Origin of the sequence: Streptomyces sp. MB09-02B, from assembly GCF_033794485.1 — a bacterium.
In the GTDB taxonomy this organism is placed as follows: domain Bacteria; phylum Actinomycetota; class Actinomycetes; order Streptomycetales; family Streptomycetaceae; genus Streptomyces.
In genome coordinates this window covers 1-7,125 of record NZ_JARGEE010000432.1, presented here as the reverse complement: position 1 = coordinate 7,125, position 7,125 = coordinate 1, and the positions used below count along the sequence as shown (strand labels likewise).

The following is a 7,125-nucleotide window of genomic DNA, read 5'->3' as shown; positions in this document are numbered from 1 at the left end:
TGTGACTGTCACGTCATCTTCCCAGTTTCTGTCCTGGTCCTTGGGCTTGGAGATGGTTATAACAGACATGTCGTCGCCGAAGGGCTCGTAGGCGTCCTCCCCGCCCCGGCCGCGGGCGCGGCCGGGGCGGGGAGGACGCCTACGAGCCCTTCGGCGACGACGCGTTGCTCACCGCGCATGTGGTGCTCGGCGCCACGGTGCTCCTCCTCGGGGCCGCTCGCCTCGCCTGGCGCCTGGCCACGCCGCTGCCTCCGTGGGCGCCCGCCCTCACCGCGGCGGAGCGGCGCCTCGCCCACGCCACCGAGACCACCCTCTACACGGTCACGTTCGCCGTCCCGGTCACGGGGATCGCCCTGGTGCTCTCGGGCGAGGAGCTGCTTCCCCTCCACATCGCGGCCCAGCTCGTCCTCTACGCGGCTCTCGCGGCCCATGTCGGGTTGGTGCTCAAACACCAACTGGTCGACCGCGACCACCTGCTGGGCCGCATGCTCTGACCGGGAGCCGTGCTCAGTCCGCCTCTTGGGCCAGGCGCCGGACGCCGGCCTTGTCCAGCTTCCCTGAGGCGTTCCTCGGGACGGTCGGCACGATGGTCAGGCGTGTGGGCAGCTTGTACCGGGCCAGCCGGCCCGCCGCGTAGGTGTGCAGGGCGTCCAGGGTGATCTCCGACGTGCCGTCCACGCTCATGACCGCCTGCACGGTCTCACCCCACTCTTCGTCGGGGATGCCGACGACGGCGACGTCCACGACTCCCGGCACGGCGGCCAGGACCCGCTCGACCTCGGCGGGGTAGACGTTCTCGCCGCCACTGATGATCATGTCCTTGAGCCGGTCGACGATGTACAGACAACCCTCCCCGTCGAGGTGGCCGACGTCGCCCGAGTGGAACCAGCCCTCCTCGTCGAAGGCGGCGCGGGTCGCCTCGGGGTCGTTCCAGTAGCCGGCGGTGACGTTGGGGCCGCGTACGACGATCTCTCCCGGTTCGCCCGGCCCCAGGGGGGTGTTGGTGACCACGTCGACGACCCGGACCTCGGTGAACGGCATGGGGATGCCCGCCGACCCGGTCTTCTCCAGGGTGCGCTCCACCGGCAGGTGCGTGGCGAACGGGGCGGTCTCGGTCAGGCCCCAGGCCTGCTGCAGCAGGATACCGTGCCGGGCGTAGAGCTCGATGAGCGAGGGCGGTACCGGTGCGCCCGCGACCACGATCGACCGCAGATGGCTCAGGTCCCGGTCGAACAGACCAGGCTCTCTCGCCAGGGCGGCGAACATCTGGGGGACGCCGAACATGGAGTTGACCCGATGGGTGACCAGGTCGTCGAAACACCTCCGCGGATCGAACCCGCGGCTGATCACCACCGTGCCCCCGCGCACCAGGGTCCGGATCACGAAGCTGTTCAGGGTGCCGATGTGGAAGAGCGGGGCGGCGGCATAGGTGACGTCGCCGCGGCGGGTGTCGAGTCGGAGGTCGACGTTCACCCCGTTCCACCAGACGTTTCCGTGGGTGAGCAGGACGCCCTTGGGTGTACCGGTGGTGCCGGACGTGAACATCAGGATCGCCGGGTCGTCCGCTGACTTCGCGGCCACGGAGGCCGTGGGCGGGGCGGCGTCGAGGAGGCGTGCCCAGGACTCCCAGCCCGCCGCGCCCCCGGTCGGCGCCTCGGGGTCGTCGTCCACCAGGAGGAACCGTGCGAGGGCGGTCCGGTCGCGGATCTCGTCGACGCTCTCCCGGTGCCCCTCCTCGCAGACGAGGGCGGTGGCGCCGCTGCGGACGAGAACGGCCTCCGACTCGGCCACCGCCAGTCGGAAGTTGACCGGGACGAAGACGGCGCCCAGCCGGTGGGCGGCCAGCAGGGTGACGAGGAAGGAACTGCTGTTGAGGCCGAGGTGGGCGACCCGGTCCCCGTCGCCGATACCGCCGTCGGCCAGGACGGTGGCCAGGCGGGCGGCACGGTCGTCGAGTTCGGCGTAGGTGAGGTCACCGCCCGGGTAGCGGACGACGACGGACGTGCCCTCGTAGCGGGCGATGCGCGCGACGGCGGCGGCCGGGTTGAGGTCCACCCGCAGGCCCGAGTTGCGCGGGTGGGGTCTCGTCGCATCAGAAGTGGTCACGAGCGGCTCCTCGTCAGGCGTCGGCCCGCCGCAGGCTACGCCGTCGACCCGGGCCGCGGGGCGAGGCGGGAGGCGAGTCCGTGACGAATTCGCGCGTCAGGGCCCCTACCGAGGCGGCGGGGGCGGTGCTGCGGGTGGACGGCGACCGCGACCGGCTCGACCTGCGGGACTTCGAACGGCACGGCGGCGGGGCGCGACCGGGCCGTCACCGGCGATCGCCTCGGCGCCTCCGAACTCCTGGGTCAGGCGCATGAGTTGACGCGGTCGGCCCTCGGTGGAGGGGAACGCCTCTTCAGTCCTGCGGCGGTTCCAGGCTGATGGGAGTGGGGCCGTCGGGACGGACGGTGATGCCGTGGACGGCCTTCGGGGATTCGGCGTGGAAGACCGGGGTGTGGGCCGGCAGCAGGTGTTCGAGGAGGACGGTCGACTCACGCAGCGCGAACTGGAGGCCGAGGCAGGCGCGAGGTCCGATACCGAAGGGGAAGTACGCGCCCGGGTGGGCGGGGCGGCCGCCCGGGGAGGTGAAGCGCCCAGGGTCGAAGCGCTCGGGGTCCGCCCACAGGGCGGGATCGCGGTGGGTGAGGTACGGGCAGACCAGGAGGTCGGAGCCCGCTTCGACGGTGTGACCGCCGAGGACGTCGTCCTCGGCGGCGTGGCGGGCCAGGATCCAGGCGGACGGGTAGAAGCGGAGCGTCTCGTGGACCAGGGCCTGGACGGCCTGCCTGCGTTGCGGCGAGTCCTCGTCGCCGGCGGCGAGGGCCTTTGCGCGGGCTTCCGGGTGCCGGTCGAGGAGCAGGTACAGCCAGGTCAGGGTGGTGGCGGTGGTTTCGTGACCGGCCGCCAGCAGGGTGACGAACTCGTCGCGGATCAGCCGGTCGGTGTACTCGGGGTGCTCGGCGGAGGCGTCGGTGAGAACGTGCAGCAGTCCCCGGCCGTGGGGGCCCGCCTCGCCGCCGCGGGCGGCGTCGATCGCGTGCCGGGCGACCGCGTCGATACGCGCGAGGTCGGCTGCGACCGCCTCCCTGGCCTTGTCGGCGTCGGCGGGCAGGGCCGGCAGGGCGGCCCCGACGGCTTCCACGGCCGCCAGTTCGCGCTGGGTCTCGTCGTCCAGGGGGTGGCCGGTGAGGGAGCGCCAGATGGTGTCCAGGGCGAAGCGGCGCATCTCCTGGCCGAGGTCGAAGGTCTGCCCCGTCCGGGCGTACGTGTCCCAGCGTGCCGCGGTGGTGCGGGCGGCGGCGGTGATCCGCTGTTCGTAGTGGCGCATCCCGGTGGCGGTGAACTGGGACTGCAGCAAACGGCGTTGCCGCTTCCACGCCGGTCCGTCGGCGGCCAGGAGGCCGTCGCCGATCAGCAGACGGGCGCGGTGCGAGCGTTTGACGTACCGTTCCGGCCGTAGGACGAGGACGTCCCGGACCGCCTGCGGGTCGGTGACGAGGACGGTGGGCGTGGGCCCGAGGCGGAACGCCGCGACCCCGCCGAGCCGTTGGCGCACCAGCGTCAGCAGGTCGATCAGCTCGCCGCCGTCCGACCGCCACCGGGCCACCAGCCCCGGATCGGCCTCGGGCACGGGCCGCCCCGCCCGTGGCACGTGCGGAAGGGAGCCGGGGCCGGCTTCGGTGTCCATGGGTCTTCCCCCCTGGTCGACTGCTCGCAACACGGACTGGCAGCACGGACTGTACGGGAACGGGCACCGCCGGTGACAGTCGGTCAGCACCGGCGCGAGCCCGCGGCGGGCTGCCCTCATGACCCCGCGTCGCGATCGTGAACTACATCGCATACCCGGGGTTCAGGTTGCGGGCGGGGGTGGGGGACATGTTCGGATGAGGCGATGCGCTCCCCCCACCGCACAGATCCGCATCAGTCCTCCGACGATCGCCCCGACGCGCCGCCCAACCCCTACGAGGAGCTCGGCGCCCTCGACGACGGCCCGCTGGAAGTGACCTCCCTGGAGGAGTTCTTCGACGCGGACACCACCGGACGCGGTGGCGAGGAGGAGCAGGAACCGGAGTGGTCCCCGCCCGTGCACCGGCGGGGCGGACGGCGGCGCCGGGGACGGTTCGCCGGGCTGCCGCTCGCGGTGAAGGGGGTCGTGGGACTGGTGGTCCTCGCCGCGTTCGCCGGCCTCGCGGACCGGTGGGCGGTGCTGTACGCGGAGCATCGGGCCGCGGACGCCCTCCAGGACCGGCTGGACCTGGCCGCTGCGCCCGAGGTGGAGATCGGCGGCTTCCCGTTCCTCACCCAACTCGCCGGGAAGCGGCTGGAGTCGGTGCGGCTGACCGTGCCGGACGTCGCGGCCGACCGGGTGTCGCTGGCGAAGGTGTCGGCGACGGCTCATGACGTGCGGCTGGACGCCGAGGGTCTCACGTCGGTGCGCGGCGCCCACGTCCCACGGCTCGACGGTGACGTGCTGCTGTCCTTCGCCGATCTCAACCGCGAACTCGGCGCGTCCCAGGTGACGTTCACCGGCGAGGGCCGTGACCGGGTACGGGCGCGTGGCACCCTGCCGGTCGCCGGCCGCGATCTGCGGCTGCGGGCCGAGGCCACGATCCAGCGGCAGGGCGAGCGGGGCATCGCCACGGAGATCGGCGGCATGCGCCTGGACATCGGGGACCTGGCCACGTTCCGCCCCGGCACGGGCGCCTCCGACGGTCTGCACCTGACCCCGAAGGCCTCCGCCGACCTCGCGCGGGAGACCCGCAGGGCGAAGGCCCTGCTGTCGGTGCCGGCGATCGTGCGGCGGCTGGGGGTGTCGGACGCCACCGCCCGGGCGGCCCTCGTCGACGAGGGCAAGCTCGCCCGACTGACCGGATCGCCGCGTTTCGCCCGCCAGGCGCAGAACCTCAACCTCATCGATCTGGCCCTGGACAACCCGGCCGTACTGCGCGGTCTCGGTCTCGATCCCGACCTCCTCGACGCCCTGTCCAGGCTCACCCGGCCCGCACTCGCCGACCGGCTGTCCCTCTCCTTCGAACTGCCGGAGCCGGAGCGCGGGGAGGTGCGGCTGCGCGACGTACGCGTGGAGGAGGACGGCATCCGGGTCCGGCTCACCGGGTCGCAACTGGCCTTCGGCGGCCAGTGATTCTGTGTTTCTTGATGAAATTTGGTGTGCAGATGTGTTGACCTCTGTTCGAGATCTCTTCTACTTTGCGGGAGCCACAGAGCCGCCGACCCGCGCAGCCGGGTTTCGCGGACGCAACTGCCCAGAAAGGGATCTGGTGCCACGAAAGAACCATCGCGGGACAGCCTGCCTCGCGGCATCGCTGGCCGGCGTCACGGCGTTCGGCGGAGTCCTCGCCTCCCCCGCGTCCGCCGCTCCCGCAGCCGCCGCCTCCCGCCACGCCTCGCCGCCGCCGGTCAGTGACTTCCGCGGCGTCAACTGGGCCGACCCGCGCGACAACTACGCCGACGACGCGGTCGTGCCCTCGGGCCTGTCCACCAGCGACAACTACGCCACGACGTACGCCAAGTCCCGGGCGATCGTCGGGGGGTTCGCCAAGCTCGGTGCCAACACGGTCCGCCTGCCGGTCAACCCCACCTCCGTGAACGGCCCCTTCTGGAAGTCGTACCGGGCCGCGATCGACGCCGCCACCGCCAAGGGCTTCAAGGTCATCCTGGGCTACTGGGAGGCCGACAACGCCAAGGACGGCAAGATCGACGACCAGGCCTCCTGGGACCGTATGTGGGCACGGATCACCACCGCGTACGGCCGCAACGGCAAGGTGTACTTCGAGCCGATGAACGAGCCGTTCGGCTACACCTCCGAGGAGTGGCGGGACGTGGCCGCGCGCTGGCTGGTCACCCACCGCTCGATCCCCCGCGACCGGGTCCTCATCGGCGGCTTCAAGTACAGCGAGGACGTCAAGCCGATCTGTGCCGACAGCCGGCTGAACGGCACCCGGATCGCCCTGCACAACTACGGCTTCTGGCACACCGACTGGACCAGCGTCGACCAGTGGAAGGCGGACTTCAAGGAGCGCATCGGCACCTGCGCCTCGCGCACCATCCTCGACGAGTTCGGCGCCTCCATGACCACCGGCCTGGACTACAACGGTCCGGTCAACGGGTCCAACGAGGTCGCCTACATCCAGGCCGCGACCGACATCATCCGGGAGCTGCGCCTCGGCTCGGTCTACTGGCCCGGTCTGCGCAACGGTGACACCTACTCCCTCACCACCCTCCAGGGCACGGGCACCCGGCTGAGCCTGAAGGTCAACAACCAGAGCGGCCTCGACCGGCTGCACTGGGCCTGGAAGCAGAAGTAGCGGCACCACGCACCGGACACGCGGGGGAGTCGTCCGACATCGATGTCGGATGACTCCCCGACGTGGTGTCCACGATGAGGGAGCCGCCGCGGACGGTCCGTCAGTCCTGTGTCGTACGGCCGAGACAGGTCACCGGGCCGGGGTCCGGTACCTCGATCTCGTGGAAGCCCAGGCGGTCGTAGAAGGCGCGCGCCGGTGTGTTGGCGGTGACCATCGAGAGGTGGACGGCCGGGACCCCTCTGTCGCGCAGCGCTCGGAGGAAGGTGCGCATGAGGGCCCGGCCGTGGCCCCGGCCCTGCCAGGCGGGGAGGATGTCGATGTGCAGGTGGGCGGGGTACGGGACGAGTTCGGGCAGGATCATGCGCTCGGGGTGGTGCAGGAGCCGGACGATCGCCGCGTCGGGGCCGGGCGTCGTGCCGACGGGCACCGGGAAGCGCTCCGCCACCAGGGGCAGCCACTTCGCTCGGAAGTCCGCGACGAAGGCGGTGGTGTCCGCGGTGCCGAGGATGTAGCCGACCGCCCGGCCGCCGCCGTCGTCGAGGACGAAGGCCAGCTCCGGTTCCAGGTGGGTGTACGGGGTGGCGAAGGTCGCCGGGAAGACGTCGGGGTCCGCGTAGAAGGGACGGCTGTCGCCGCCGTTGTGGGCGGTGCGGACGCAGATGTCGTGGACGGCGTCGAGGTCCTCGGGCCGGTACGGACGGACTGCGGGAGGCGGGGTCATCGCAACATCCTGCGCGGTGTCGCCCGCCCCCACAAC

5 protein-coding genes and 1 pseudogene are annotated in these 7,125 nt (G+C 71.9%); 3 read left to right on the top strand and 3 right to left on the bottom strand.

Annotated elements, in window-relative coordinates:
• Positions 1-161 precede the first annotated feature (161 nt).
• Positions 162-494 (top strand): annotated as a pseudogene (locus P1P70_RS37015) (cytochrome b); the annotation flags it as partial.
• Between the two features lie 13 nt (positions 495-507).
• On the opposite strand, the gene P1P70_RS37010 reads toward P1P70_RS37015, so the two are convergent.
• Positions 508-2,106, bottom strand: a complete 1,599-nt coding sequence (locus P1P70_RS37010; RefSeq protein WP_319245586.1) for an AMP-binding protein — start codon at positions 2,104-2,106, stop codon at positions 508-510.
• Positions 2,107-2,398: 292 nt separating this feature from the next.
• Positions 2,399-3,730, bottom strand: a complete 1,332-nt coding sequence (locus tag P1P70_RS37005) for a cytochrome P450 (protein ID WP_319245584.1) — start codon at positions 3,728-3,730, stop codon at positions 2,399-2,401.
• Between the two features lie 204 nt (positions 3,731-3,934).
• On the opposite strand from P1P70_RS37005, the gene P1P70_RS37000 reads away from it, so the two are divergent.
• Together P1P70_RS37000 and P1P70_RS36995 are read left to right on the top strand one after the other, a co-directional pair.
• On the top strand, positions 3,935-5,185 hold the full coding sequence (locus P1P70_RS37000; protein WP_319245582.1) for a DUF2993 domain-containing protein: 1,251 nt from the start codon (positions 3,935-3,937) through the stop codon (positions 5,183-5,185).
• A gap of 136 nt (positions 5,186-5,321) precedes the next feature.
• Positions 5,322-6,368: a glycoside hydrolase family 5 protein gene (locus P1P70_RS36995; protein WP_319245580.1), complete on the top strand. Its 1,047-nt coding sequence runs from the start codon at positions 5,322-5,324 to the stop codon at positions 6,366-6,368.
• Between the two features lie 100 nt (positions 6,369-6,468).
• Here P1P70_RS36995 and P1P70_RS36990 read toward each other — a convergent pair whose 3' ends face one another.
• Entirely contained in the window at positions 6,469-7,089 is a 621-nt protein-coding gene (locus P1P70_RS36990; protein ID WP_319245589.1) for a GNAT family N-acetyltransferase, read from the bottom strand.
• Positions 7,090-7,125 lie beyond the last annotated feature (36 nt).

What these genes read in the sequence shown, in the direction of transcription:
- P1P70_RS37005 (WP_319245584.1), bottom strand. Translation starts at nt 3,730, where the DNA reads ATGGACACCGAAGCCGGCCCCGGCTCCCTTCCGCACGTGCCACGGGCG.
- P1P70_RS37000 (WP_319245582.1), top strand. Translation starts at nt 3,935, where the DNA reads ATGCGCTCCCCCCACCGCACAGATCCGCATCAGTCCTCCGACGATCGC.
- P1P70_RS36990 (WP_319245589.1), bottom strand. Translation starts at nt 7,089, where the DNA reads ATGACCCCGCCTCCCGCAGTCCGTCCGTACCGGCCCGAGGACCTCGAC.